We start from the raw sequence: 23,211 nt of genomic DNA, 5'->3' as shown, positions 1-23,211 counted from the left end.
ATTATCGAACGCAACCTGGGGGCAAAGCGTTGTGGCGGGTGACGGGTGTTTTTACAGTCACCCCCATGCATCGCTCCATTGCCACCGTCTCTCTCAGCGGCACGCTTCGCCAGAAGCTCGAGGCCGTTTCGGCCGCGGGGTTCGACGGCATCGAACTGTTCGAGGCCGACTTCGTCAACTTCAAGGGCAGCGCCGACGAGCTGGGCCGCATCACCGCGGACCTGGGCCTCTCGATCGACCTGTACCAGCCGTTCCGCGACTTCGAGGGCATGCCCGAGGCGCAGTTCCGGCGCAGCCTGGAGCGCGCCGAGCGCAAGTTCGACCTGATGGAGGCGATGGGCGCGCCGACGATGCTGTGCTGCTCCAACACCTCGCCGCTGGCCGTCGACGACCCGGCCCTGGCCGCAGCCCAGCTGCATGAACTCGCGGAGCGCGCCGCCCGCCGCAACCTGCGCGTGGGCTTCGAGGCACTGGCCTGGGGCCGCTTCACCTCGCTCTATGGCCAGGCCTGGAACATCGTGCGCAAGGCCGATCATCCGAACCTGGGCCTGATCCTCGACAGCTTTCACACGCTGTCGCTGAAGGACGATCCCGCGGGCATCGCGGCCATTCCGGGCGACAAGATCTTCTTCCTGCAGATGGCCGACGCGCCGCTGCTCTCGATGGACGTGCTGCAGTGGGCCCGCCATCACCGCTCGTTTCCGGGGCAGGGCGACTTCGACGTGATCGGGTTCTTCGAGCAGGTGCTGCGCGCGGGCTACACCGGGCCGCTGTCGCTGGAGATCTTCAACGACGTGTTCCGCGAAACACCCAACCGGCGCACTGCGGTGGACGCGATGCGCTCGCTGCTGTACCTCGAAAGCGAGGCGCAGCGGCGGCTGGCGCCAGCCGCCGATGAGCCTGCGCGCGCGCTGAGCGTCGAGCTGTTCAGCCCGCCCGCCGCGCCGGCGCTCTCGGGCCTGTCGTTCATCGAATTCGCGGCGGATGAAGCGTCGGCTCAGACCCTCGGCACGCTGTTCGGGCAGCTCGGCTTCCGCCGTGTCGGCCGGCACCGCTCCAAAGCCGTGGTGCTGTACCGCCAGGGCGAGATCAACCTGATCGTCAATGCCCAGCCGGATTCGTTCGCGCGCAGCCGCTTCGAGGCGCATGGCACCTCGGTCTGCGCGCTGGGCGTGCGCTGCGCCGATCCGCTGGCGGCCGTCGACCGTGCCACGGCCATGCGCTCGCAGCGCCACGACAGCCCCCTAGGCCCGGACGAATTGCGCGTGCCTGCCATCGTGGCGCCGGGCGGCAACCTCATCCATTTCATTGCCGAGTCGCTGGGCACCAACGGGCTGTACGAAGCCGACTTCGTCCTCGAGGAAGATGCATCGGCCGCCGCCGCAGATGCCGGCCTGACGCAGATCGACCACGTGGCGCTGGGCCTGGCGGTCGATCAGCTCGACACCTGGGTGCTGTTCACGCGCGCGGTGCTGGGCCTGGAGCCGGGCGAAAGCCTGGAGCTGGCCGATCCCTTCGGGCTCATCCGCAGCCGGGGCGTGGCCAACGCCGATCGCAGCGTGCGGCTGGTGCTCAACGTGTCGCTGAGCCAGCGCACCCGCACCGCGCGCACGCTGAGCGTGACCGGCGGCGGCGCGGTGCACCACATCGCGATGCGCTGCGACGACATCTTCGACAGCGTGGCGCGGCTGCGCGCCGCCGGCACGCGCTTCGTGCCCATTTCGGACAACTACTACGACGACCTGGCCACGCGCATCGACCTCGACCCGGCGCTGCTCGCACGGCTGCGCGAGGCGGGGGTGCTGTTCGACCGTTCGCCAGCGGGCGACTACCTGCACATCTACACCGAGAACATCGAAGGCGGACTCTTCTTCGAACTGGCACAGCGCACCGCGGGCTATGACGCGTATGGCGCCCTCAACGCACCGGCCCGCATGGCATCGCAGGCGCAGGCATAGATTCTTTTCGTCAACCCTGGAGACAAACCATGGCAAATCCCACGGCCCACGAGCCGAAAGGCAAGCACCAATCGAAGAAGGCCACCGCAAGCGGCTGGATCGGCTCGGCGCTGGAGTACTACGACTTCTTCATCTACGCCACCGCCGCGGCGCTGATCTTTCCGCAGATCTTCTTTCCGAAGGGCGACCCGCAGATCGCGATCATCGCGTCGCTAGCGACCTATGGCGTGGGCTACGTCGCACGGCCGATCGGCGCACTGCTGCTGGGCCACTGGGGCGACACGCACGGGCGCAAGACCGTACTGATTCTCTGCATGTTCCTGATGGGCTTTTCGACCATTGCCGTTGGCCTGCTGCCGACGTATGACCAGGTCGGCCTGTGGGCACCCGCCATGCTGGTGCTGCTGCGGCTGATCCAGGGCTTTGCGGTGGCCGGCGAGATTTCCGGGGCGAGCTCGATGATCCTGGAGCACGCGCCGTTCGGGCGACGCGGCTTCTTCGCGAGCTTCACGCTGCAGGGCGTGCAGGCCGGCCAGATCATGGCGGCCGCCGTGTTCCTGCCGCTCGCGCACTACATGGACAAGGACGCCTTCAACTCCTGGGGCTGGCGCATTCCATTCCTGTTGAGCTTCATCGTCATCGTGGCCGGTTACATCATCCGCAAGGAAGTGGACGAGACACCCGCCTTCACCGAAGTCGACGCGAGTGGCAAGGTGCCGAAGGCGCCGGTGATCCAGGCCGTGACCGAGAGCTGGCGCGACATGCTGCGCGTGCTGCTGTGCTCACTGATGAACGTGATCCCGGTGGTCGCGACCATCTTCGGCGCCGCCTACGCGGTGCAGCCGGGCTACGGCATCAACTTCGAGAAAGACATCTACCTCTGGATTCCGGTGATGGGCAACATCCTGGCCGTGATCGTGATCCCGTTCGTCGGCAACCTGTCGGACAAGGTCGGCCGCCGCCTGCCGATCATGGTCGGCGCCATCGGTTCGGGCCTGCTGTCGTTCGGTTACCTGTACGCCATCAGCATCCACAACGTGCCGCTGGCCATCGTGATGTCGCTCCTGATGTGGGGCGTGGTCTACCAGGGCTACAACGCCGTGTTCCCGAGCTTCTATCCGGAGATGTTCCCCACGCGCACTCGCGTTTCGGGCATGGCGATCTCGCAGAACATCGGCACCGCAATCACGGCGCTGCTGCCGGCGCTGTTCGTGGCGGTCGCGCCCCCCGGTGCTGCCAACATCCCGCTGACCGTCGGTGCCATCACGCTGGCGATCTGCGCCATTGCCGCGATCTCGGCCATGACCGCACGCGAGACCTACCGCGTGCACATGAACGACCTGGGCAAGCCCGATGCGGTTCCGGTCGACAAGCTCGAGTACGACCTGATGCGCGAGCAGACGCTTGAAACGGCCCGCATGGCCAAGGCCGCGGCCTGAAGACCTTGCGCGCACCAAGGGCGTCGGCGCCATGAAGAATGGCGCCCATGACTTCCCATCTCAAGATCGATTTCGTTTCCGATGTCTCTTGCCCCTGGTGCGCCGTTGGCCTCGCTTCACTCGAGGCGGCGCTCCAGCGCGTGGCCCCCGGCGTCACGGCGGAACTGCATTTCCAGCCTTTCGAGCTGAATCCGCAGATGCCGCCCGAAGGGCAGGACACTTTCGAGCACCTGAACCAGAAATACGGCTCCACCCGTGAACAACAGGCGCAATCGCGCGAGATGATCCGCCAGCGCGGGGCCGAGGTCGGCTTCGAGTTCAGCCCCGAAGGCCGCCCGCGCGTCTACAACACCTTCAACGCGCACCGCTTGCTGCACTGGGCCGAACTCGAAAGCCCGGCCAAGCAGGCGGCGCTCAAGAAACTGCTGCTGAAGGCCTACTTCACCGACAGGCAGAACCCCTCGGACCCCGAGGTGCTGGTCCGCGCGGCCACCGAGGCCGGGCTGGACGCCGCACGTGCCCGCGAGATCCTGGCCGGCGACGAATTCGCCAATGAAACCCGCGAGCGCGAACGCATGTACACGGACGCGGGCATCCACTCGGTGCCCGCGATCATCATCAACGACCAGCACCTGATCTCGGGCGGGCAGCCGGTCGAGGTGTTCGAGCGGGCGCTGCGGCAGATCGCCGGCGCTGCGCCTTCCAGCCTGTCGGTAGCCTGACTTAGCCGGCGCTTAGGCGCTGCCTTGCGCGGCGCTGCGAAGGTAAAGTGCGTCAACGCGGAGCAGGGCACGGCGGTTGAGGAGGCATCCTCGAACCGTCGTCACTCACAGGAGCTCCGAAGTGAAGAAGAAAAGCCTCATCGCCGCATTGGTTCTCATGGCAGCGGCGTCGCTGCCTGCATTGGCCGACGAATACGGCAGGCACCCGTTCTACCTCCACGCCTTGTCCGACCTGCGCACGGCCGCCTGGAAGGTGGAGCACCGCCGCCCCGAAGACGGGCAGGTCTCGCGCGACGAGCAGGTGGTGGTCGACGAGATTCATGCCGCCATCGCTGACCTGCAGCATGCGGCATGGCTCGACGGCAAGCCCGTCGAATGGCGCGAGCCCACCGATGCGTGGCTGCCGCGCCAAGGCCGTCTGCATGCGGCGGTCGACCTGCTGCGCAAGGTGCGCGTCGACGTGGCGCGCGAAGAAGACGACCCGCGCTCGCGGCCGTTCCAGCAGCGCGGCCTGGCGCACGTCGACGCTGCACTCGACACCGCGCAGCACGCCATCGGTGACGTGCGCCACCACGATATGCAGAGGGAGTGAGCGCGGTGCCGGCCGCCGCTTCGCTGTTGTTCTCCATGCGGCGCGTGCCGATGGCGCTGGGTGCATGCGCAGTGGCGCTGCTCACGGCCTGCGCGAGCGCGCCGGGGGACCGTCGGCCGCTGGTTTCGGTGTCGTTGCCTTCCTCCGCATCGGTGAACGAAGCCGCGCGACTGCGCTGGCTCGACCGCGTGGGCTGGGGTGCCAATGCGAGCAGCGAAGCGCAACTGGCGCGGCGCGGCCTGTCGCCGTGGATGCGCGACCAGCTCAATCCGCGGCCCGCGCCGCTGCCGCCGGCCGCGCAGGCGCAGATCGATGCCATGGCCATTTCGCGCACGCCGCTCGACCAGCTCGTCACCGAGCTCGACGCGCAGCGCAAGGCGGCCGATGCGTTGCCGGGCGATGACGAGAAGAAGGCCGCGCGCCAGGCCTACCAGCAGCGGCTCAACGGGCTGGTGCGCGAGGCGCAACAGCGCTTCGTGCTGCGCGCGCTCTATTCGCCCAACCAGTTGCAGGAGCAGATGACATGGTTCTGGATGAACCACTTCAACGTCAGCCTGCGCAAGGACATCATCCGCGCGATGGTGGGCGACTACGAAGAGAACGCAATCCGTCCGCACGCGCTCGGCAGGTTTCGCGACCTGCTCGGAGTCACGCTGCACCACCCCGCGATGCTGCGCTACCTCGACAACGCGCAGAACGCCGCCAACCGCATCAACGAGAACTATGCGCGCGAGCTGATGGAGCTGCACACGCTCGGCGTGGACGGCGGCTATTCGCAAACCGACGTGCAGGAGCTGGCGCGCGTGCTCACCGGCGTGGGCGTGAGCTACCAGCCGCTCGACGCGCCGCCGCCGAACGTGCGGCCGGCCCTCCGCGCCGACTACGTGCGCAAGGGCCTGTTCGAGTTCAACCCCAGCCGGCACGACTACGGGGCCAAGACGCTGCTGGGCCAGCCCATCCAGAGCCGTGGATTGGCCGAGGCCGACGAGGCGCTCGACCGCCTGGCGCGCGCGCCGGCCACCGCGCGCTTCATCTCGCGCAAGCTCGCCGTGTATTTCGTCTCCGACGATCCGCCGCAGGCGTTGGTCGAACGCATGGCTGCGGCCTTCACGCGCAGCGACGGCGACATCGCCGTCACGCTCAAGGCGATGTTCGAGTCGCCCGAGTTCGCCGCTTCGCTCGGCCGCAAGTTCCGCGACCCGGTGCACTACGTGATCGCTGGCGTGCGGCTCGCGTACGACGACCGCGTGGTGTCCAACGTGAATCCGATGCTCGGCTGGATCACCCGCATGGGCGAACAGCTGTACGGCCACGAGACGCCCAACGGCTATCCGCTCAACGAAGCGGCCTGGGCCAGCGCGGGACAGATGAACACGCGCTTCGAAATCGCGCGCGCCATCGGTGCGAACGGCGCCGTGCTGTTCCGCGCGGACGACAGGGCTCCGCTCGAGAAACCCGGATTCCCGCCACTGGCCGATTCGCGCGCGGTGCGCGCAATGCAGGCGGGCCTGGGCGCGGACACGCGCGAGGCGCTGGCGCAGGCGAAGAACCCGCAGGAGTGGAACACCTTCCTGCTGGCGTCGCCGGAATTGATGCGCCGTTGAATGTATTTCTCCCTCCCCCTCTGGGGGAGGGCAGGGGTGGGGGCAAGCGGCGTTTGATGAATCACCGAGGTCGATCGAACGCCGCCGTGCCCCCATCCCAACCTTCCCCCAAAGGGGGAAGGGGCAAGACAGAAGAAAGGACACATGGTCATGCAACGTCGAGAACTGCTCAAGCTCACGGCCGCCGTTCCGTTCGCGGGCGCCGCTGGCCGATTGATGGCCGCGCCCGCAGCCGAAGGCGCCAAGCTGCTGGTCGTGTTCCTGCGCGGCGCGTACGACTGCAGCAACCTGCTCGTCCCCACGAGCAGCGACTTCTACTACGCCTCGCGCCCCAACATCGCCATCGCCCGCCCCGGCACGCCCGACGGCGCGCTGCCGCTCGACGGCAACTGGGGCCTGCACCCCGCGCTGGCACAAAGCGTGATGCCGATGTTCCAGCAGAAGCAGGCCTCCTTCATCGCCTTCGCCGGCACCGATGACCTCACCCGCAGCCACTTCGAAACGCAGGACTCCATCGAACTCGGCCAGGCGCTCGGCAAGCGCCGCGACTACCGCTCGGGTTTTCTCAATCGCCTGGCCGGCGTGCTTGGCGCGGGGCCCGTCACCGACGTGTCCCCCATCGCCTTCACCGAGCAGCTGCCCCTTGCGCTGCGCGGCGGCGCCAAGGCCGCCAACATGGCGCTCGCTGGCAATGCGCGTGCGGGCATCGATGCGCGGCAGAGCGAGGTCATTGCGGCCATGTACCGCAACACCCCGCTGGCCAAGCCGGTGGCCGAAGGCTTCCAGCTGCGCGACGAGGTGACGCGCGCGGTGCAGGCCGAGATGGACGCCGCCAGCCGCAACGCCATGACCGCCAAAGGCTTCGAACTGGTGGCGCGCCGCATGGCCTTGCTGATGCGAGACCGCTTCGACCTCGGCTTCGTCGACGTCGGCGGCTGGGACACGCACGTGGGGCAGGGCGGGGCCACCGGCTACCTCGCCAATCGCTTCGAGGAACTGGGCCGCGGCGTGGCCGGCTTCGCACAGGAGATGGGCGACGACGCGTGGCGCCAGACCGTGGTGGTCGTCATCAGCGAGTTCGGCCGCACCTTCCGCGAGAACGGCAACCGTGGCACCGACCACGGGCACGGCAGCGTGTACTGGGTGCTCGGCGGCGGACTCTCGGCAGAGGCCGGCGGGCGCATCGTGGGCGAGCAACAGGAAGTGACGCAGGCCACGCTGTTCCAGAACCGCGACTACCCGGTGCTCAACGAATACCGCGCGGTGTTTGGCGGGCTGTTCAAGCGGATGTACGGCCTCTCGCCGGCACAGCTCGCGCGGGTGTTCGACGGGGTGGCGCCGAAGGATCTGCAGCTGGTCTAGCTGCCCGGAGCATTCCAGCGCGCCGGCGTTCAGGAGCGCCGAGAATCGGCGCATGCCTCACGCCGTCTCCCTCCTTCGCACCGCGCGCCTGGCGCGAAGCGCCAAACCCTTTCTTGCACGTGGTGGCTTCAAGCGCGAGCGCTGCGCGGGCTGCCGCCTGGTGCCCAGCCACTGCATGTGCACTGTGCGCCCTTCGGTGACAACGCGCGCGGGGGTGTGTCTGCTCATGGCCGACATCGAGCCGCTCAAGCCCACCAACACGGGGTGGCTGGTCGCCGACGTGGTGGCCGATACCTTCGCCTTCGGCTGGGCCCGCACCGAAACCGATCCCGCGCTGCTGGCGCTGTTGAACGATCCGCAATGGCAGCCATACGTGGTGTTCCCGGGGCAATATGCGGCGCCCGAGCGCGTGGTCCTGACCGTTCCCGCGCCTGAACCGAACTGCAGTGGCACCGCGAAACGCCCACTCTTCATCCTGTTCGACGCGACATGGGCCGAGGCACGCAAGATGTTTCGCAGAAGCCCTTACCTCGACCGGCTGCCGGTGTTGAGCCTGCAGCCGGAGCAGATCACGCAATACAAGCTGCGCAACTCCGGCCGCGACGACCACTTCTGCACCAGCGAGGTGGCCGCGATGTGCATGAACCTGGCAGGCGAGCATGTTGCTGAACAGACGCTGCATGCTTATCTGGTGGTGTTCACGCACCACTATCTGCGCGCGAAGAACCAGCAGCCCGTGGCGTGGGGTGACGCTGCGCATCAGCGGCTGCGCGAAGTGTCCGTCCCGCGGTGCGCCTCGGCCATGACCCCGCCACAGAAGTGACCACCGGCTTGGCGAGACAATGGCCGGCATCGACACATCAAGAGACCTTTCGCATGACGACGCTAAAGCAAATTCTCGGCACCGAACTCCCCCTCATCCAGGCCCCGATGGCCGGCGTGCAAGGCAGTGCGATGGCCATCGCGGTCAGCAACGCGGGCGGGCTCGGCTCGCTGCCATGCGCCATGCTGAGCCCCGATGCCATGCGCAGCGAGTTGGCGGCCATCCGCGCTGGAACCGGCAAGCCCTACAACGTCAACTTCTTCTGCCACACGCCACCCGAGCCGAGCGCTGAGCGTGAGGCGGTATGGCGCACCGCGCTGGCACCGTACTACGCCGAATTCGGCATCGATGCGGCCGGCATTCCCACCGGCCCGGGGCGCAACCCGTTCAGCGCCGAAGTGGCCGATCTGCTGGCCGAGTTCCGTCCAGCGGTGGTGAGCTTTCATTTCGGGCTGCCTTCAGAGGCGCTGATGGCGCAGGTGCACGGCTGGGGCGCGAAGGTGCTGGCCTCGGCCACCACGGTCGAAGAGGCTTTGTGGCTCGAAGCGCATGGCGTCGACGCGGTGATTGCCCAGGGCCTGGAAGCAGGCGGCCACCGCGGCCATTTTCTTTCGCACGACCTGACGAAGCAGCTCGGCACATTCGCGCTGTTGCCGCAGGTGGTGCACGCCGTGAAGGTGCCGGTGATCGCGGCCGGCGGCATCGCGGATGCAAACGGCGTGGCCGCGGCGATGGCGCTGGGGGCCGCTGGCGTGCAGGTTGGCACCGCCTACATGCTGACGCCTGAAGCCACGACCACCGCGATTCACCGCGCGGCACTCAAGAGCGAAGCCGCGCGCCACACGGCGCTCACCAACCTGTTCACCGGCCGGCCGGCGCGCGGCATCGTCAACCGCGTGATGCGCGAGCTGGGGCCGATCGGTGCGGTGGCGCCCGAGTTTCCGCTCGCCACTTCGGGCATTGCGCCGCTGCGCGCCAAGGCCGAGGCGGCGGGCAGTGGCGACTTTTCACCGCTGTGGTCCGGCCAGAACGCGACGGGCTGCCGCGAGGTGTCTTCGGCCGAGGTGACCCAGGCGCTGGCACAAGGCTTTCGCGCATCTCTGTGAATCACCCATGACCCAACTCCATCTGCCCTTCAAGTTCCTGGCGCACGGCGCCCAGGCCGATGTCCGCGAGCCGTGGCTGCTGGTGCTCATGCATGGCGTGGGCAGCAACGAGCAGGACCTGTTCGGCCTCGCGCGGCTCATGCCGCCGCAGTTTCACGTGCTGAGCCTGCGCGCGCCGTATGTGCTCTCGCCCGATGCGTATGCGTGGTTCGAGTTCCAGGTGCTGGCCGATGGAGAGCGGCGCATCAACGAGGAGCAGGAGCGCGAAAGCCGCTTCCTGGTCGGCGAGATGATCGCCTCGGCAGCGCAGCAGCTGGGCGTGCCGCCGGAGCGCGTGGTGGTCGGCGGCTTCAGCCAGGGCGGCATCATGGCGCTGTCGCTGCTGCTGACCCAGCCCGGCAAAGTGCGCGCCGCAATGGTGTGGCACAGCCGGCTGCTGCCGCAGGTGGTGCCGCACATTGCACCGCCAGAGGTTTTCGAGGGCAAGGCGCTGTGGGTGAGCCACGGAAGCGCGGACAACGTGATTCCGCCGAGCGCCGCGGCGGCCTCGCGCGAGCTGGCCCGCGGCCTTCCGCTGGCGCTGTCGGGGGGCGATTTTCCGGGCGGGCACGAGATCCGGCCGGCCGAGCTGCAGGGCTCGCTGGCGTGGCTGCAATCGCTTACAGCGAGCGCACCGTAGCGGCTGAACTTTTCGCGCGGTTGGCGCGTCACAGGGCGTTACGAGGACGCGGCCGTGGTGCGGGCTCTGTTGGTGCAACATAGCAGTTCGTCTCCCACTGCAATCCTCTCAAAAGGAAACTGCCCACATGTCCGACAGAGACACACCCGAAATCCGCGAAGTGCCCGAGCTGCGCGACGCACCCACGTACAAGCCGCGCCGCGAATCGTCGACCGGCACCCTCATCGTCATCGTGCTGCTCGCGCTTGCGGCCGCATTCCTCGGCTGGCGCTGGTACCAGCAGCAGCAACCACTGCATGTGGAGCCGGTAGCACCCGTTGCCACCGCGCCGAATGACGGGCCTGCGCCCGCACCGGCGCCTCCGCCACTGCCCGAATCGCTGGAGCCGCAGAACCCGATCGATGCGATCGCGCTGCCCGCCTCGGGGCTGCCCACGGTCGCGGATTCCGATACCCGCGTGATGAAGGCGCTGGTCGACCTGATGGGCAGCAAGAACGTGGCCGACTTCCTGCAGTTCGAGGGCATCGTGCGCCGCACCGTGGCCACGGTCGACAACATGCCGCGAGAGCACTCGCCCGCGAGCACATGGCCCGTGCAGCCCACCCGGCAGCGCTTCACCACCGCCGGCAAGGGCGAAGCGCAGACCATCGCGCCCGCGAATGCCGCGCGCTACACGCCCATCGTGCAGCTTGCCGAGTCGATCAATCCGGCCAAGGCGGCCAAGACTTACGCCCAGCTATATCCGCTGTTTCAGAAATCGTATGAGGAGCTCGGCTTTCCCGGGCGCTATTTCAATGACCGGCTCATCGCCGTGATCGACCATCTGCTGCAGGCGCCGGAGCCCGACGGCCCGGTGCAGGTTCGCCTCGTCGAGGTGAAAGGCAAGGTGTCGTCGCAGCGGCCGTGGGTGCGCTACGAGTACGCCGATCCGCAACTCGAGTCGCTCTCGTCCGGCCAGAAGATCATGGTGCGCATGGGGCTGGAGAACGAGCGCAGGCTGAAGGCCAGCCTGCGCGGCTTCCGCGAGCAGATCGCCACCGGCGAGATGTTGAAGAAGAAGCAGCAGCAGCGCTGACCCGGCGGTGTGCCGCCGTGTAGGCGCGGGCCGATTGCGTGCGGCGCCGATGGCGTGGATGATCTGCCTCGGCGATTTGCAAGATTGCGAGGACACCCGTATGAACCTGATGAGCGTCGACCTCTACCAGAGTGCCACCGATCCAATGAAATTCCTGGCGCTTCCCGCGGGCATCGATCCCGCCGAGCTCATGGGTCCGATGACCTTCGACCAGGACTACGCCCAGGTTGTCAAATACCGCGAGGGATTCGAATTCGACCCGTCCGAAAGTTACGCCGGCGTCAATGCCGCGAAGATCGCGGCGGACATCCTGACCGTGAAATGGGCGATGTATCGCCGCGAGGACTAGGCGTAGAACGGCACCGCAGCACGGCGGCGCCGAGCCGCCGTCCTCCTGCGCCCGGCCGTTCGCGCCCGGCCTTCAGGCCTCTTCGGTTTCCGTGTAGTCGCTTACCGGCACGCAGCTGCAGAACAGGTTGCGGTCGCCGTAGACGTTGTCGACACGGCCGATGGGCGGCCAGTACTTGGCGTGCTTGAGCTCAGCCAGCGGGAAGGCGCCCAGCTCGCGTGAATAGGGATGCGGCCATTCCGTACCAAGCAGGCTGGCGGCGGTGTGCGGCGCGTGCTTCAGCGGGTTGTCGTCCTTCGGCCAGACGCCTTCTTCCACCCGGCGGATCTCGCCGCGGATGGCGATCATCGCGTCGATGAAGCGGTCGAGTTCGGCCAGCGGCTCGCTCTCGGTCGGCTCGACCATCAGCGTGCCGGGCACCGGGAAGCTCAGCGTCGGCGCGTGGAAGCCGTAGTCGATCAGGCGCTTGGCCACGTCTTCGGCGGTGACGCCGCTCGTGTCCTTGAGCGGGCGCAGGTCGAGGATGCACTCGTGCGCGACGTGGCCGTTGGGGCTCGCGTACAGCGTGGGATAGTGGTCCTTGAGGCGCGCGCTGATGTAGTTGGCACTCAGGATCGCGATTTCGGTCGCAGCTTGCAGGCCCTTGGCGCCCATCATGCGGCAGTACATCCAGCTGATCGGCAGCACGGCCGCATTGCCGAGCGGCGCCGCGGAAACCGCGCCCACGCCGTTCGATGCAATGCCGCCCGTCGCATGGCCCGGCAGGTAGGGCACGAGGTCTTCCACCACGCACACCGGGCCCACGCCCGGGCCGCCGCCGCCGTGCGGAATGCAGAAGGTCTTGTGCAGGTTCAGGTGGCTCACGTCGCCACCGAACTCGCCCGGCGCGGCCACGCCGACCAGCGCATTCATGTTGGCACCGTCCACGTACACGCGGCCGCCGTGTTCATGCACGAGTTCGCAGAGCTCCTTCACGCGGGTCTCGAACACGCCGTGCGTGCTCGGGTAGGTGATCATCACCGCCGCCAGCTTGTCGCTGTGCTTCTCGCATGCGAACTTCAGGTCTTCCATGTCGACGTTGCCCTGCGCGTCGCAGGCCGTCACCACCACCTGCAGGCCCACCATCTGCGCGCTTGCGGGGTTGGTGCCGTGCGCCGACGAGGGAATGAGGCAGATGTTGCGGTGCCCCTGGCCATTGGCTTCGTGGAAGGACTTGATGGCCAGCAGGCCCGCGTATTCGCCCTGCGAGCCCGCGTTGGGCTGTAGGCTGATGCCTGCGTAGCCGGTGGCTTCGCACAGCCAGGCGCGCAGCTGCGCATCGAGCTGGGCATAGCCCACCAGCTGCTCGGCCGGCGCAAAGGGATGGATGTTGGCGAACTCCGGCCAGGTGATCGGGATCATCTCGCTGGTCGCGTTGAGCTTCATCGTGCAGCTGCCGAGCGGGATCATGCTGCGGTCAAGGGCCAGGTCCTTGTCCGACAGGCTGCGGATGTAGCGCAGCATCGCGGTTTCGCTCTTGTGGGTGTTGAACACCGGGTGCGTCAGAAAGGCGCTGGTGCGGCGCAGGTCTTCGGGCAGGCGCGGCGCGGTGTTGGCCAGGTCGTCGAAGCGGGGCATCGGCGTACCGGTGGGAACGAACAGCGCCCAGAGCGTCTCGATGTCGGCGCGCGTGGTGGTTTCGTCGAGTGAAATGCCCAGGTGCTGCTGCAGCCGCTGGCGCAGGTTGACGCCCGCGGCCTGCGCGCGCTCGATGATCTTCGGCGTGTCTTCGCCGGTGCGGATGGTCAGCGAATCGAAAGCCGTGGCGTTGACCGGCTCGCGGCCCATCTGCGCCAGGCCCTGCGCGAGGATGGCCGTGAGCGCGGCCACGCGCTGCGCGATGCGCGTGAGGCCGTCGGGGCCGTGGTACACGGCGTACATGCTGGCCACCACGGCCGGCAGCACTTGCGCGGTACAGATGTTGGAGGTGGCCTTCTCGCGGCGGATGTGCTGCTCGCGCGTCTGCAGCGCAAGGCGGTAGGCGGGCTGGCCGTGGGTGTCGACGCTCACGCCGACCAGCCGGCCCGGCAGCGATCGCTTGAACTCGTCGCGGCAGGCCAGGTAGGCGGCGTGCGGGCCGCCGTTGCACAGCGGCATGCCGAAGCGCTGCGTGGTGCCGCAGACGATGTCGGCGTCCCATTCGCCGGGTGGCGCAAGCAGCGTCAGCGCCAGCAGGTCGGCGGCCACGCAGAAGGCCGCGTCGCACTGGTGCGCATGGCCCGCGAGCGGGCGCAGGTCGTGCACGTGGCCGGTGGTGGCGGGGTACTGCGCGAGCACGCCGAAGAACTCACCGCTCACCATCAGGTGTGGCAGCGTCTCGGACACGGTGCTGACCTTGACCTCGATGCCCAGCGGCGCGGCGCGCGTCTTGATGACCTCGATGGTCTGCGGATGGCAGTCGCCCGACACCAGGAACACATTGCTCTTGCTTTTCACGCTGCGCCTGGCGAGCGTCATGGCCTCGGCCGCGGCCGTGGCTTCGTCGAGCATCGAGGCGTTGGCGATGGCCATGCCCGTGAGGTCGCACACCATGGTCTGGAAATTGAGCAAGGCTTCCATGCGGCCCTGCGAAATCTCGGCCTGGTACGGCGTGTAGGCCGTGTACCAGGCGGGGTTCTCGAGCACGTTGCGCAAGATCACGCCCGGCGTGTGCGTGCCGTAGTAGCCCTGGCCGATGAAGCTCTTGAACACCTTGTTCTTTGCCGCGATGGCCTTCAGCTCGGCCAGCGCATCGGCTTCCGTGATGGGGGCCGGCAGGCGCATCGGCTTGGCGCGGCGGATGGCCGCGGGCACGATGCCGTCGATGAGTTCCGCCCGCGTTTCCGAACCGATCACCGGCAGCATGCGCGCCTCGTCCGCTGCATCGATGCCGATGTGGCGGGCGAGGAACTCTTCGGCGTTCTCCAGTTGTTGCAAAGAGGGAAGGGCGGGAATCGGCATGGCGGTGAAGGCTCGGAGATGAGGAAAGGCGGCTTGCGAACTCGGCGGATCAGGATTCGGCGGCAAACTTGTCGTAGCTGGCGGCGTCCAGCAGCGCGTCGAGCTGCGCGGGTTCGCTGAGCTTGACCTTGAAGAACCAGCCGGTGGCCAGCGGATCGGTGTTGGCGAGCGAGGGATCGGCGCGCAGGGCTTCGTTCACTTCGGTGATCTCGCCCGAGACGGGCATGAACACATCGGCCGCGGCCTTGACCGATTCGACGACACCGGCCACTTCACCCTGGGCAAAGGTCTTGCCGACTTCGGGCAGGTCGACGAACACCACGTCGCCCAGCGCATCCTGCGCATGCACGGTGATGCCGACAGTGGCTGCGCCGCCTTCGGCCGAGACCCATTCGTGGTCCTTGGTGTACTTGATGCTCATGAAAAACTCCTCGTGGAAAAAATGATCGGGGATGCCGAGCCTAGCCGCGGTAGTAGCGGGTGGGCACGAAAGGCAGGGTCGAGACTTCCATCGGAACCGGCTTGCCGCGCACGATGGCCTGCACGCGCGTACCGGGTTCCGAAAATGCGGTGGCCACGTAGCCCATGGCGATCGGGCGGTCGGCCGTGGGGCCGAGCAGGCCGCTCGTGACAAAGCCGATGTCGTGGCCTTCGAACGATTGCAGCACCGTACCGTCGCGCACCGGAATGCGCTCCAGTGCCACGAGGCCGACGCGCCGGCGCTTCAGCGTGTCGTGGTCGGTCCGGCCCGCGGCGCCGGCCATGGCGGCGGCGAGCTGGGCCAGGACCTTGGCCGCGCCCGGAAAGCCGCCTTCGCGCACGCCACCCGTGCGGCGTACCTTCTGGATGGCCCAGTTCAGCGAGGCCTCGACCGGCGTGGTGGTGGTGTCGATGTCGTTGCCGTAGAGGCAGAGCCCGGCTTCCAGGCGCAGCGAATTGCGCGCACCCAGGCCGACGGGCTTGACCTCGGGCTGGGCCAGCAGCAGGCGGGCGAGCGCGTCGGCATCCTTGCCGGCCACCGAAATCTCGAAGCCGTCTTCGCCGGTGTAGCCGCTGCGGGTGGCAAAGGCGGGAATGCCGCCGATCTGCACTGCGCCGCCGGTCATGAAGACGAAGCGCTCGACGCCGGGCGACAGCCGCGCCAGCACCGCGGCCGCCTGTGGTCCCTGCAGCGCGAGCAGCGCGTGGTCGGGCATGGGCTGCACATCGCAGCGCGCGCCGATCTTCTGCTGGATGTGGGCCAGGTCGGCCACCTTGCAGGCGCCATTGACGATCACGAAGATCGAGCCGTGCCCTTCGTTGAAGAACATCAGGTCGTCGAGGATGCCGCCTTCGTCGTTCAGCAGCAGGCCATAGCGCTGCTTGCCGGGCGCCAGGTCGATCACGTCGACCGGCATCAGGGTTTCGAAGGCGGCCGCGGCGTCCGGGCCCACCAGGCGCAGCTGGCCCATGTGCGAGATGTCGAACAACCCGGCGGCGTCGCGCGTGTGCTTGTGCTCGGCCATGAGGCCGGCGGGGTACTGCACCGGCATCGAATAGCCGGCAAACGGCACCATGCGTGCGCTCAGCTCCACGTGCAGGTCGTGGAGCGGCGTCTTGAGAAGTTGGGCGTCGGATGATGAAGCGGAAGCGGCCACGGGGCACTCCAAAGGGGCAGTCGAATTCCATGGCGCAAGCCATGGGCCACCCCTGCTGTCCGCTTTACCTGAGAGATTCGCCCCACGATCGAGGTTTGCTCCTTCGGTGGGCTGCCTGCCGCATCGCGTCGATGCAGGCGACAGCCTCTCTCCAGCAAGGAAACGCCGGCATCCGCCAGCGCTGTGTCAGTCCTTTTGCCTGAGCGTTCGGGAAACCCCTGCGCCTTCGGCGGCCTCGCATGGCGAAGCTCTCTCCTGACCATGGCGAGTGTAGTGGATCGCGGCGCCCCGGTCCGGCGGCCGGGGGGTGGACGGGCTCAGTGCACGGTCTCGGAGGAGAGCGGAAGTAACCTCTCGATACGCTCGCGCAGCGATTCAGCGCGTTCCGCCCCGGCGCTTTTCTCGACCTCCGAGAGCATCAGCGCGGCAATCGTCAGCATGGCGTCGCGGTCGCGGGCTTCGCGCAGCGCGTCGCGCATCTGCATCGCAAACCTGGGGTCGCGCCGCACGAACATGCGTTCGCAGATGTCGAACAGGAACATGCGCGTGGTGGCCAGGGAGCGCTTGCCGTCGAAATGGTCGGCGGCGGTCGCGGCCTGGGCCGGCTCGGCCGCGCTGTCCATGGCCGCCGCCGGGGCGGCTGGCGCGGGAGTGGGCGCGGGGGCGGCCTGTGGATAGTGCAGGTAGCCGCGGCTCATCAAGGCCTGCAATGCCTGCTCGGCTTCGCTGCGGTTGGCGAACAGGGGGCTGAAATCGGTCAGCGAACGCCGGCCGTCGGCCATCAGCAGCAATGCGCGTTCGCGCTGGCTGAGCGTGCGTTGGCCGCTTTGGAGTTCGTCGCGTGCCTTGTCGGTCTTGGTGGGAAACATGGCGCAACAGCTTTCGGGGATCGAAGGCTGCAGCATCGTTGCAAGAGGTGACATTTTCGTGAAAACGTTTGCCTTACAGGGGCATCGGTCTCATGACACGTCACTTTTTCCGGACCGGTTTTCGTTGTGGAAATCGATCCAGCCGGCTCCCCCCGCTACTTGAACCCGAGCGCCCGCGGCAGCCAGGTACTGAGCGTCGGCACGAAGGTCAGGATCATCAGCACGGCGCCGTGCGCCCACAGGAAGGGCACCAGCTCCTTCACCAGCGCCGACATAGGCACCTTCGACACGTTGCAGGTCACGAACAGCAGCCCGCCCACCGGCGGCGTGATCATGCCGAGCGTGAGGTTGAAGATCACGATCATCGCGAAGTGCACCGGGTCGACCCCGAGTTTCATTGCCACCGGCGCGAGAATCGGCGCCAGCACCATCACGCCGGGCAGCGGCTCGATGAAGATGCCGAACAGTAGCAGGAACACGTTGACGATGATCAGGAACATCCATGGCGAGAGGTTCATGCTCACGAGCCATTCCGCCATTTGCTGCGGCACGCCCTCGATGGTCAGAATCCAGGCGAACGAGGCCGAGAGCCCGATGATGATCAGCACCGAGGCCGACAGCAGGGCCGAACGCGCGAGGATGTCGGGCAGCATCTTCCATTCGAGCGTGCGGTAGACGAACTTGCCGCACACCAGCGCGTAGAACACCGCCACCACCGAGGCCTCGGTGGGCGTGAACCAGCCGGCGCGCATGCCGCCCAAAATGACCACCGGCAGCAGGATGGCGGGAATCGCCTTCCAGGTCGTGATGAGAATCTCGCGCAGCGGCGGCGTCTCGCCATCGCCCTTGTAGTTGCGCTTCTTCGAGACGTAGAAGTTCACGATGCACATCGCCACCGCGATCAGCAGGCCCGGCAGCAGGCCGGCCACGAACAGCTGGCCGACCGAAACGGTTTCGTCCTGCAGCGCGTAGATGATCATGATGATCGAGGGCGGAATGATCGGCCCGACGATCGCGGTCGAGGCCGTCAACGCTGCCGCGTAGGAGCGGTCATAGCCGGCCTTGTCCATCATCTTGATGAGCATCGACCCCGGTCCCGCCGCATCGGCCAGCGCCGAGCCCGAGATGCCCGAGAAGAAGGTGAGCGACACCACGTTGGTGTAGCCGAGTCCTCCGCGCCGGTGGCCGACGAACTGGCCCGCGAAGCGCAGCAGCACTTCGGTGAGCGAGCCGCCGCTCATCAACTCGGCTGCAAGGATGAAGAATGGCACGGCCATCAGCGGAAAGCTGTCGATGCCGGTGAAGGTTTCCTTCAGCAGCACCATCAGCGGGTAGTTCTCCGCAAGAATGAGTGTGGCGGCAGTCGAAAGGCCTAGCGCAAAGGCCACGGGCACGCCGATGGCCAGGAAAATGCAGGCGGAGACGATCAGAACGATGCTGGCATCCATGGTCGTTTCCTTACAGCGACGCCGAGGCGTTGGCGTCGAAGTGGGCGTCGGAAGCGAACTCCCTGCGCATCACATAACCCCGCACCACCAGCAGCCAGTGCACGATCAACAGCAGGCCGCCGAACAGCATGGCGCTGTAGATATAGGCGAACGGAATCTGCGTCACTGCCGTGAGCTGGAACATCGTGCGTTCCATGTACAGCCAGCCGTACCAGACCATGAAGCCGAAGAAGGCGAACAGCAGCCCGGCAACGACGATGCGCAGCGCAACGGCTGCGCTGCGCGGCAGCGCGTCCTGCAGGTTCTCGACCGCGATATGGCCGCCGTAGCGCAGCACCGGCCCGGCGCCGATGAAGGTGAGCCAGATCATCATGTGCCGCGACACCTCTTCGGCCCATTCGAGCGACTGGTTCGTGAGATAGCGCAGCCCCACGTTGGTGAAGATGATGACCGACATGGCGGCCAGCAAAAGGATCAGCGCCCAGCGGTTGGCGGCAAGAAAGTAGCGCTCGAAGACTTGCACTGTGTTGTTCTCTGTTCTGTCGTCTTGGAAAAAAAAGAAGCGCCCGGCGCACTGAAGCGGGCCGGGCGCGGTCGTCGGAAGAAGCTGGCGCGCAGGCTTACTGGACGTCCGTGATCTTCTTGATGTTATCGGCTCCGAACTCCTTGGCGTAGCCCGCATAGGCCGGCTTCAGGGCTTCGCGGAACGCGGCGCCGTCGACGGTCTTCACGACCTTCATGCCGTCTTTCTCGAGCTGGGCGATGCCGTTGTTCTCGTCGTCGTTGACCTTCTTGCGCTGGGCGATGGAAGCCTTTTTCGCGGCATCGACGAAGACCTTCTTGTCGGCGTCCGAGAGCTTGTTCCACACCTTGGGCGAGAGCAGCAGCAGGGCGGGCGAATACACGTGTCCCGTGAGCGACAGGTGCTTTTGCACCTGCGAGAACTTCGAAGCCAGGATCACCGGGATCGGGTTTTCCTGGCCGTCGACCGTGCCTTGCTGGAGCGCGCCGAAGAGTTCGGGGAAGGCCATGGGCGTCGGCAGGATGCCGAAGGTGCGGTAGCCGTCCATGTGCACCTTGTTTTCCATGGTGCGCATCTTCAGGCCGGCCGCATCGCTGGGCTTGACGATGTCGCGCTTGCTGTTCGTCATGTGGCGGAAGCCGTTCTCGGTCCAGGCCAGCGCGATGATGCCCTTGCTCGGGAACTTGGTCAGGATGTTCTGGCCGATGGGGCCGTCCATCACCTTGCGCGCATGGTCGTAGTCGCGAAACAGGAAGGGGATGTCGACGATCTTGACCTCGGGCACGAAATTGCCCACGGGGCCGGTCGAGGTGTTCACCAGATCCTGCGTGCCGAGCTGGACGGCCTCGATCTGTTCGCGCTCGCCGCCAAGCGCCGAGTTGGCGAAGTGCTGGCATTTGTAGCGGCCTTGCGTGCCCTTCTCGACTTCGTCGCAGAACACCGCGGAGCCCACGCCGTAGTGCGACTCCTTGGAGGTCGCGTAGCCGATCTTCAGCACCGTCGGTTGTTGTGCAAGGGCGGAAGTGCCCAGGGCAAGCGAAAGGCAGGCGGCGGCGATGTGGCCGAGTTTCATGGTGTCTCCGGGGGGTGTGGTCAGGAATGCGTCAGGCGCATGCGACTATGCCGCAATCGGGAGCTTCACCGCGTCGGGATTTTCACGGACGTATTCGCGAATAACCGTCTCGAAATCGGCATCTGCCGAAAGTCCCAGGCGTCTGGCGCGCGCGGTTTCGATGCGGCCGGGCCAGGTTTTCACGATGCGCTGGATGACCGGATCGGGCGTGCGGTCGAGCAGGTCGGTGGCGGCCTTGCCGGCCACGCGCTCGAGCGCGGCGGCCATCTCTCCCACCGTGGTGGAAAGCGAGGGCAGGTTGAGAGCCGTGCGCGGGCCCCATTCGGCGTCGCCGGCTTCCGCCGCGCGGAGGATGCCTTCGACGGTGCGCGCCGGCGACGCGATGGCCACGGGCGTTTCGTCGGGCACCGGGCAGGCGGCGCGAATGCCCGCGAGCGGCTCGCGGACCATGCCGCTGAAAAAGCCCGATGCGGCGCCGTTGGGCCGGCCGGGACGCACGCTCACCGTCATCAGGCGCACGCTGCGGCCGCGGATGAAGCCCTTGCGCGTGTAGTCGGCCACCAGCTGCTCGCCAATGAATTTCTGGATGCCGTAGCTGGTCTGCGGCGTCGGCAGCGTGTGGTCTTCGATCACCGGCGGCAAGGGCTGATCGGGCGAATCGCCGAACACGGCCAGCGAGCTGGCAAACACCACCACCGGCCGAGTGCCCATGGCGCGCGCCTTCTCGAGCAGGGCATGCGTGGCGGCAAAGTTGCTGCGCATGCCCAAGTCGAAGTCGGCCTCGCATTCGCCGCTGACCGCGGCGGCCAGATGGAAGATGGCGTCGGCTTCGCGCCAGAGCGCCGCATCGGGCGATGCCAGTTGTTCGTTCAGGTCGCCGAGCGCGCTGGCAATGCGCGCGTCGGCCGCAAGATCGGCCGGCGGCTGGGCGCGGTCGACCAGCGTGATGCGCGAAATGGCCCGGGCCGGTGCACCCGCGAGCGAAAGCTGCCCCTGCTTCAGCAGCGTGCGGGCAAGGCGTGCGCCCACAAAGCCGGCCCCGCCCGTGATGACGATCTGCATGGTCTTGTCTCCTTCTGCAACGAGCATAGCGCAGCACAAAGCCCGGCAGAGGCGACACTCGCGGCTCGCGCACTCAAGGAGCCGGACGACCGGAAAACGATGAACCTGCGATTCGTTGAAGCCTTTCACTGGGCCGTGGCGCTCAAGAGCGTTACTCGCGCGGCCGAGAAGCTGCACATCACGCAGTCGGCGCTCTCCAGCCGCATTGCCGCGCTCGAGCGCGAGCTGGGCGTGCTGCTGCTCGACCGGCGCGACAAGCAATTCCGCCTCACCGTGGCGGGGCAGCGCTTTCACGCCTTTGCGCAGAAGCTGCTCGAAATGCAGATGCACATCAAGGCCGAGATGGGGTCGGGTGCGGTGCGGGAAGCCGTGCTGCGCGTGGGCGCCATCGAATCGGTGGTGCACAGCTGGCTCACCGGCTGGCTCAAGCACATGCAGGCGACGCATCCGGACTTCGAGCTGGAGCTCACCGTCGAAACCACGCCCGTGCTGGTCGACCAGCTCCAGCGCGGCAAGCAGGACCTGGTCTTTGCCGCACTGCCGGCCATCGGCGACGGCGTGCGCACCCGCGCCGTGCCACCGATGCCTATGTGCTTCGTCGGCCACCGCGACCTGCACCTGAAGCGGCGCTACCGCCTGCCGGACCTGCTCTCGCTCGACCTGCTGACCTTCCAGCGCGGTTCGCAGCCGCACGTGGCGCTGCTCGAGCTGTTTCGCGAAGCCGGCAGCCCGCCGCCGCGCGTGCATGCGATCTCGTCGATCTCGGCGATGGCGCAGCTGGTGGAGGCGGGCTTCGGCGTGGCCACGCTGCCGCGTGCGGTGGTCGAGCCGCTGGCACGGCGCCTGCCGCTGCGCGTGCTGCCCTGCGACGACACGCTGGAGCCCTTGCCCATCTACGCGAGCTACCGCGACGACCCGTCGTCCCCGTTGCCGGAGGCCGCGCTGAGCTCCGCCGTGGTGCATGCGTCGCACCGCCCAGGGTCATCAAAAAAATCGATGAGTTGAGAAAGAAACTTTGCGTTGGCGTTTGTGAGCGCGGATTCCCACAATCCGGCGCATCACATCAAAGCGATGCATCGGGCATCGAGAACGCCAAATGTCGAACTCTCCATCCTTCGAAGAACAGCCTGGCCCCGGCAGTAGTGCGCAGGCCGTGCGCCAGGCGTGCCGCAGCGGTGCGCTCCGCACCCACACCAGCGGGCTCGCGAGTGCCCACGTGCAGGGCAATCTCGTGATCCTGCCGCGGGCGTACGCCGCCGATTTCTTGCGCTTCTGCCAGGCCAACCCCAAGCCGTGTCCGCTGCTCGGCGTGTCGGAGGCCGGTGACCCGGCACTGCCGGCGCTTGGCGAAGACATCGACATCCGCACCGACCTGCCGCGCTACCGCGTGTGGCGTGACGGAGAACTGGTGGACGAGCCCACCGATGTTCGCGTCCTGTGGAACGACGACCTGGTGAGCTTCGTCATCGGCTGCTCCTTCACCTTCGAACATGCGCTGATGGCCGAGGGCATCGCCCTGCGCCATGTGGAGCAAGGCCGCAACGTGGCGATGTACCGCACCTCGGTGGCCACCACGCCCGCCGGTCCTTTCCATGGGCCGATGGTGGTGTCGATGCGCCCGCTGCGCGCGGCCGATGCGATTCGCGCGGTGCAGATCACCTCGCGCTTTCCGGCCGTGCACGGGGCGCCGGTGCACATCGGCGATCCGGCGCTGATCGGCATCCGCTCGCTCGCCGATCCCGACTACGGCGACGCGGTCGAGGTCATGCCCGGCGAGCTGCCCGTGTTCTGGGCCTGCGGCGTCACGCCCCAGGCGGTCATCGCGCAGGCCCGCCCCTCGTTCTGCATCACTCACGCTCCGGGCGCGATGCTCATCACCGATCTTTTCAACCACCAACTCGCCAGCTTCTGA

21 protein-coding genes and 2 riboswitches are annotated in these 23,211 nt (G+C 67.1%); of the genes, 13 read left to right on the top strand and 8 right to left on the bottom strand.

Annotated elements, in window-relative coordinates:
• Window positions 1-65: 65 nt before the first annotated feature.
• From ACJ7Z0_RS06675 to ACJ7Z0_RS06625, 11 genes are all read left to right on the top strand, one after another.
• A complete protein-coding gene (locus ACJ7Z0_RS06675) occupies window positions 66-1,958 on the top strand; it encodes a bifunctional sugar phosphate isomerase/epimerase/4-hydroxyphenylpyruvate dioxygenase family protein (protein ID WP_434789205.1) in 1,893 nt (630 codons plus the stop codon).
• 29 nt (window positions 1,959-1,987) lie between these two features.
• Window positions 1,988-3,397, top strand: coding sequence for an MFS transporter (locus tag ACJ7Z0_RS06670; RefSeq protein ID WP_434789204.1), 1,410 nt, complete (start codon window positions 1,988-1,990; stop codon window positions 3,395-3,397).
• Window positions 3,398-3,435: 38 nt separating this feature from the next.
• Entirely contained in the window at window positions 3,436-4,119 is a 684-nt protein-coding gene (locus ACJ7Z0_RS06665; RefSeq protein ID WP_434789203.1) for a DsbA family oxidoreductase, read from the top strand.
• 121 nt (window positions 4,120-4,240) lie between these two features.
• Complete coding sequence (locus ACJ7Z0_RS06660) at window positions 4,241-4,711, top strand: hypothetical protein (RefSeq protein WP_434789202.1); 471 nt, start codon at window positions 4,241-4,243, stop codon at window positions 4,709-4,711.
• Window positions 4,712-4,746: 35 nt separating this feature from the next.
• On the top strand, window positions 4,747-6,315 hold the full coding sequence (locus ACJ7Z0_RS06655; RefSeq protein WP_434792622.1) for a DUF1800 family protein: 1,569 nt from the start codon (window positions 4,747-4,749) through the stop codon (window positions 6,313-6,315).
• A gap of 150 nt (window positions 6,316-6,465) precedes the next feature.
• Window positions 6,466-7,677 carry a DUF1501 domain-containing protein gene (locus tag ACJ7Z0_RS06650; RefSeq protein ID WP_434789201.1) on the top strand — a complete coding sequence of 404 codons (1,212 nt, stop codon included), beginning with the start codon at window positions 6,466-6,468 and terminating at the stop codon, window positions 7,675-7,677.
• Window positions 7,678-7,729: 52 nt separating this feature from the next.
• A complete protein-coding gene (locus tag ACJ7Z0_RS06645; protein WP_434789200.1) occupies window positions 7,730-8,500 on the top strand; it encodes a tRNA-uridine aminocarboxypropyltransferase in 771 nt (256 codons plus the stop codon).
• Window positions 8,501-8,553: 53 nt separating this feature from the next.
• Window positions 8,554-9,606: an NAD(P)H-dependent flavin oxidoreductase gene (locus ACJ7Z0_RS06640; RefSeq protein ID WP_434789199.1), complete on the top strand. Its 1,053-nt coding sequence runs from the start codon at window positions 8,554-8,556 to the stop codon at window positions 9,604-9,606.
• A 7-nt stretch (window positions 9,607-9,613) separates the two neighbouring features.
• A complete protein-coding gene (locus ACJ7Z0_RS06635; RefSeq protein ID WP_434789198.1) occupies window positions 9,614-10,285 on the top strand; it encodes an alpha/beta hydrolase in 672 nt (223 codons plus the stop codon).
• A gap of 127 nt (window positions 10,286-10,412) precedes the next feature.
• A complete protein-coding gene (locus ACJ7Z0_RS06630; protein WP_434789197.1) occupies window positions 10,413-11,360 on the top strand; it encodes a DUF3014 domain-containing protein in 948 nt (315 codons plus the stop codon).
• Window positions 11,361-11,460: 100 nt separating this feature from the next.
• A complete protein-coding gene (locus ACJ7Z0_RS06625; protein ID WP_434789196.1) occupies window positions 11,461-11,709 on the top strand; it encodes a hypothetical protein in 249 nt (82 codons plus the stop codon).
• Between the two features lie 72 nt (window positions 11,710-11,781).
• On the opposite strand, the gene gcvP is transcribed toward ACJ7Z0_RS06625, so the two are convergent.
• The 8 genes from gcvP to denD form a co-directional block, all read right to left on the bottom strand.
• Window positions 11,782-14,688, bottom strand: coding sequence for an aminomethyl-transferring glycine dehydrogenase (gene gcvP / locus ACJ7Z0_RS06620; RefSeq protein WP_434789195.1), 2,907 nt, complete (start codon window positions 14,686-14,688; stop codon window positions 11,782-11,784).
• Between the two features lie 49 nt (window positions 14,689-14,737).
• Window positions 14,738-15,109, bottom strand: a complete 372-nt coding sequence (gcvH, locus tag ACJ7Z0_RS06615; protein WP_354400160.1) for a glycine cleavage system protein GcvH — start codon at window positions 15,107-15,109, stop codon at window positions 14,738-14,740.
• 40 nt (window positions 15,110-15,149) lie between these two features.
• Window positions 15,150-16,325 (bottom strand): glycine cleavage system aminomethyltransferase GcvT, encoded by a 1,176-nt coding sequence (gcvT, locus tag ACJ7Z0_RS06610; RefSeq protein ID WP_434789194.1) that lies wholly within the window; start codon window positions 16,323-16,325, stop codon window positions 15,150-15,152.
• A 45-nt stretch (window positions 16,326-16,370) separates the two neighbouring features.
• Window positions 16,371-16,490, bottom strand: a riboswitch (glycine riboswitch).
• A gap of 12 nt (window positions 16,491-16,502) precedes the next feature.
• A riboswitch (glycine riboswitch) is annotated at window positions 16,503-16,593 on the bottom strand.
• 49 nt (window positions 16,594-16,642) lie between these two features.
• The gene (locus ACJ7Z0_RS06605; protein ID WP_434789193.1) at window positions 16,643-17,194 is read right to left on the bottom strand and encodes a hypothetical protein; all 552 of its coding nucleotides are present in this window, start codon (window positions 17,192-17,194) and stop codon (window positions 16,643-16,645) included.
• Between the two features lie 155 nt (window positions 17,195-17,349).
• Complete coding sequence (locus ACJ7Z0_RS06600; RefSeq protein ID WP_434789192.1) at window positions 17,350-18,642, bottom strand: TRAP transporter large permease; 1,293 nt, start codon at window positions 18,640-18,642, stop codon at window positions 17,350-17,352.
• A 10-nt stretch (window positions 18,643-18,652) separates the two neighbouring features.
• Entirely contained in the window at window positions 18,653-19,165 is a 513-nt protein-coding gene (locus ACJ7Z0_RS06595; protein WP_434789191.1) for a TRAP transporter small permease, read from the bottom strand.
• A gap of 97 nt (window positions 19,166-19,262) precedes the next feature.
• Window positions 19,263-20,237, bottom strand: coding sequence for a TRAP transporter substrate-binding protein (locus ACJ7Z0_RS06590; protein ID WP_434789190.1), 975 nt, complete (start codon window positions 20,235-20,237; stop codon window positions 19,263-19,265).
• Between the two features lie 45 nt (window positions 20,238-20,282).
• On the bottom strand, window positions 20,283-21,299 hold the full coding sequence (gene denD, locus ACJ7Z0_RS06585; RefSeq protein ID WP_434789189.1) for a D-erythronate dehydrogenase: 1,017 nt from the start codon (window positions 21,297-21,299) through the stop codon (window positions 20,283-20,285).
• A 99-nt stretch (window positions 21,300-21,398) separates the two neighbouring features.
• On the opposite strand from denD, the gene ACJ7Z0_RS06580 reads away from it, so the two are divergent.
• Window positions 21,399-22,304 carry a LysR family transcriptional regulator gene (locus ACJ7Z0_RS06580; RefSeq protein WP_434789188.1) on the top strand — a complete coding sequence of 302 codons (906 nt, stop codon included), beginning with the start codon at window positions 21,399-21,401 and terminating at the stop codon, window positions 22,302-22,304.
• A gap of 91 nt (window positions 22,305-22,395) precedes the next feature.
• Window positions 22,396-23,211: a putative hydro-lyase gene (locus ACJ7Z0_RS06575; protein WP_434789187.1), complete on the top strand. Its 816-nt coding sequence runs from the start codon at window positions 22,396-22,398 to the stop codon at window positions 23,209-23,211.

It is taken from the genome of Variovorax palleresanus, from assembly GCF_051144945.1.
Taxonomy (GTDB): Bacteria; Pseudomonadota; Gammaproteobacteria; order Burkholderiales; family Burkholderiaceae_C; genus Variovorax; species Variovorax paradoxus_S.
The sequence above is the reverse complement of the archived record's forward strand: the minus strand, read 5'-3'. Positions and strand labels throughout refer to the sequence as shown.

Excerpts from the sequence above, each read along its gene's own strand:
- ACJ7Z0_RS06675 (WP_434789205.1), top strand. The coding sequence starts at position 66 with ATGCATCGCTCCATTGCCACCGTCTCTCTCAGCGGCACGCTTCGCCAG.
- ACJ7Z0_RS06670 (WP_434789204.1), top strand. The coding sequence starts at position 1,988 with ATGGCAAATCCCACGGCCCACGAGCCGAAAGGCAAGCACCAATCGAAG.
- ACJ7Z0_RS06665 (WP_434789203.1), top strand. The coding sequence starts at position 3,436 with ATGGCGCCCATGACTTCCCATCTCAAGATCGATTTCGTTTCCGATGTC.
- ACJ7Z0_RS06655 (WP_434792622.1), top strand. The coding sequence starts at position 4,747 with ATGCGGCGCGTGCCGATGGCGCTGGGTGCATGCGCAGTGGCGCTGCTC.
- ACJ7Z0_RS06650 (WP_434789201.1), top strand. The coding sequence starts at position 6,466 with ATGCAACGTCGAGAACTGCTCAAGCTCACGGCCGCCGTTCCGTTCGCG.
- ACJ7Z0_RS06645 (WP_434789200.1), top strand. The coding sequence starts at position 7,730 with ATGCCTCACGCCGTCTCCCTCCTTCGCACCGCGCGCCTGGCGCGAAGC.
- ACJ7Z0_RS06640 (WP_434789199.1), top strand. The coding sequence starts at position 8,554 with ATGACGACGCTAAAGCAAATTCTCGGCACCGAACTCCCCCTCATCCAG.
- ACJ7Z0_RS06635 (WP_434789198.1), top strand. The coding sequence starts at position 9,614 with ATGACCCAACTCCATCTGCCCTTCAAGTTCCTGGCGCACGGCGCCCAG.
- ACJ7Z0_RS06630 (WP_434789197.1), top strand. The coding sequence starts at position 10,413 with ATGTCCGACAGAGACACACCCGAAATCCGCGAAGTGCCCGAGCTGCGC.
- ACJ7Z0_RS06625 (WP_434789196.1), top strand. The coding sequence starts at position 11,461 with ATGAACCTGATGAGCGTCGACCTCTACCAGAGTGCCACCGATCCAATG.
- gcvP (WP_434789195.1), bottom strand. The coding sequence starts at position 14,688 with ATGCCGATTCCCGCCCTTCCCTCTTTGCAACAACTGGAGAACGCCGAA.
- gcvH (WP_354400160.1), bottom strand. The coding sequence starts at position 15,109 with ATGAGCATCAAGTACACCAAGGACCACGAATGGGTCTCGGCCGAAGGC.
- ACJ7Z0_RS06605 (WP_434789193.1), bottom strand. The coding sequence starts at position 17,194 with ATGTTTCCCACCAAGACCGACAAGGCACGCGACGAACTCCAAAGCGGC.
- ACJ7Z0_RS06600 (WP_434789192.1), bottom strand. The coding sequence starts at position 18,642 with ATGGATGCCAGCATCGTTCTGATCGTCTCCGCCTGCATTTTCCTGGCC.
- ACJ7Z0_RS06590 (WP_434789190.1), bottom strand. The coding sequence starts at position 20,237 with ATGAAACTCGGCCACATCGCCGCCGCCTGCCTTTCGCTTGCCCTGGGC.
- denD (WP_434789189.1), bottom strand. The coding sequence starts at position 21,299 with ATGCAGATCGTCATCACGGGCGGGGCCGGCTTTGTGGGCGCACGCCTT.
- ACJ7Z0_RS06580 (WP_434789188.1), top strand. The coding sequence starts at position 21,399 with ATGAACCTGCGATTCGTTGAAGCCTTTCACTGGGCCGTGGCGCTCAAG.
- ACJ7Z0_RS06575 (WP_434789187.1), top strand. The coding sequence starts at position 22,396 with ATGTCGAACTCTCCATCCTTCGAAGAACAGCCTGGCCCCGGCAGTAGT.